The organism is Roseovarius sp. D0-M9, assembly GCF_037083805.1.
Taxonomy (GTDB): domain Bacteria; phylum Pseudomonadota; class Alphaproteobacteria; order Rhodobacterales; family Rhodobacteraceae; genus Roseovarius.
Window position 1 is genome coordinate 1 of sequence record NZ_JBAPKZ010000103.1, and the last position, 2,091, is coordinate 2,091.

Genomic DNA, 2,091 nt, shown 5'->3' on the forward strand with positions numbered 1-2,091 from the left:
GCCGGTCGGCTCAAGCACCTGCCCGCGTCACCCTACGACACAACATCTGGTGTGGTCGTGAACTGACCGGAGACCCGCACACCCACACAAACCGCGAAGAAGCCAAGAAAATGCAGCTATCTCAGGCTACGCACTGACCGACGGCGGTGCGACGCTGGTTGTCATGAGCGATGTGCATAACCCCGGCGACGCGACGACTTACAATTTAGCGTCGCCGCTCAAGGCCATTGCATGGCGGCCGGTCACCGGGGAACTTTTGGGCTTCTCCGATGGCATGATCGCAACGATTGACCCGATGTCTGGTGAGATGACGGATCTGGAAGCCACGTTTATGGACGATGCCATGATTGGCGAAGACACAATGGTAGCATTCGATTTCAACAACAAAATCGATGCTGTCCGCGCCGTGACGTCGGCAGGCGACAACCTTGTGTATTTCCCCGAAGGCTTTGGCGACAACGATGAGCGCGCAGGATCTGTGCGCCGCTTCACCAGCCTGGCTTATGCCGAGGGCGATGCGATGGAGGGCACGAAGCCGATGATCTTCGCAAATGCCTATACAAATGCAATCAACGAAAAGACAGCGGGGTCTACGTTCCAGTATGCACTTGATGCTGAGACCGATACTTTGGTCAGCCTCGCAAATAATGAGGGAACGCTGAAAACCATTGGGGAAATCACTGTCGATGGTAACCCGGTCGATTTGGCCCCAATGGGCGGGTTTGACATTGTTTCGGCCAGCGAAGGCGAGAACATGGCCTTTGCAATCCTTCAGATGGAAGGCGCCGATACTGCAGGGCTCTACGAAATCGACTTGGAGACCGGTGCCGCTGTGATGAAAGCTGATGGTATGGGCGGTATCACGGGCTTTGCCGCGTCGCTCGGAATGTAAACCGTATAAGTGATGTAAATAATTGTTAACATCTGTGTAATTGGGTTGGGGCGGCAACAGATGGCCGCCCGAGCCTGTCGATGCCACGCATTGGAAGCAGGAAGTTTTTTCAGCGATCAAGCGAGAAGATGACGCACCAGAAAGACATCAAAGATCTGACGGGCAGGATCGGCATCGGCGACAATGCCGCCTTGGCCCCGCTCCGGCTTCTGCGTTTTGCTTTGCAAGACGGACGCCCGTTCCTTTATTCAATGACGTGATAGCCGAGCTCTTCCCTGTAGCTTCGAACGCAGTCTCAAGACCCTCAGGGGCATACGCCCTATGAATTTATCTGCAAGATCTGAACATCCGAGCCAGACAAATTCATTGTAAACCCGACCCGCCAGGTGCCGGGACTGAAAACAATGCCGACGCTGACTTGACCGGATTAAATTATCATGGCGATCAAGGGTTGTGTCGAATTTCAGAATTCAATCAAAACGTGCAAAATTTGTCTTGATTTACGCTAAGTCTTTTCTGCGGATCGAGATTGTTTCAGAAACCGGCGGAAATAGAACTTTTATTTTCGCGATCAGCTAGGCATTTGATAGGTATGGGCTTTGGGGTGATTTTTCACTCAACCCAGTCTGCATTGATACGCTTTGAGAAGTAGTCTATAATCGGATCTTGCATGGCACTATGCAATGTATGCAGCGCAGGTCTGGAAAATCAGTTTTAAAGTTTAGATGCTGCAAATTTATGTAGGCCACACAAGGCGTTGACATGAACTCTGTCAGGATAGCTTTTGTTGATGATCATCCGATTTTGCTATCCGGCATAAGCAATCTATTTTCCTCAAACGATGAATTTACGGTTGTAGGACTTGGTTCGGTTGCCAATGATGTCGTGGAACTTGCAAGAAATATTGCGCCAGACATCATAGTGATGGATCTCAATATGCCTGGCCGTGTTCTCGAGGCGATAGCAACGGTTGCCAATGACTACAAGAAAACCAAACTCATAGCCTTCACGGCGTCCACCAATATAGAAACCGCCATTTCCACACTCGAGGCCGGAGTTCTTGGATACGTGCTCAAGGGCAGCAGTCTGGAAGGCTTCTTCGCGGTTTGTGTGGGTGTGCGGGTCTCCGGTCAGTTCACGACCACACCAGATGTTGTGTCGTAGGGTGACGCGGGCAGGTGCTTGAGCCGACCGGCGAC

At 51.6% G+C, this 2,091-nt stretch carries 3 protein-coding genes; all 3 read left to right on the plus strand.

The window, feature by feature from the left end:
* The first annotated feature begins 163 nt into the window (after nt 1-163).
* The 3 genes from V8352_RS21590 (at nt 164) to V8352_RS21600 (ending at nt 2,056) form a co-directional block, all read left to right on the plus strand.
* Nucleotides 164-892: a DUF4394 domain-containing protein gene (locus tag V8352_RS21590; RefSeq protein WP_336426315.1), complete on the plus strand. Its 729-nt coding sequence runs from the start codon at nt 164-166 to the stop codon at nt 890-892.
* Between the two features lie 80 nt (nt 893-972).
* On the plus strand, nt 973-1,152 hold the full coding sequence (locus V8352_RS21595) for a hypothetical protein (protein WP_336426316.1): 180 nt from the start codon (nt 973-975) through the stop codon (nt 1,150-1,152).
* A gap of 502 nt (nt 1,153-1,654) precedes the next feature.
* The gene (locus V8352_RS21600) at nt 1,655-2,056 is read left to right on the plus strand and encodes a response regulator (protein ID WP_336426317.1); all 402 of its coding nucleotides are present in this window, start codon (nt 1,655-1,657) and stop codon (nt 2,054-2,056) included.
* The last annotated feature ends 35 nt before the right edge of the window (nt 2,057-2,091 follow it).

What these genes read in the sequence shown, in the direction of transcription:
- V8352_RS21590 (WP_336426315.1), top strand. Translation starts at nt 164, where the DNA reads ATGAGCGATGTGCATAACCCCGGCGACGCGACGACTTACAATTTAGCG.
- V8352_RS21595 (WP_336426316.1), top strand. Translation starts at nt 973, where the DNA reads ATGCCACGCATTGGAAGCAGGAAGTTTTTTCAGCGATCAAGCGAGAAG.
- V8352_RS21600 (WP_336426317.1), top strand. Translation starts at nt 1,655, where the DNA reads ATGAACTCTGTCAGGATAGCTTTTGTTGATGATCATCCGATTTTGCTA.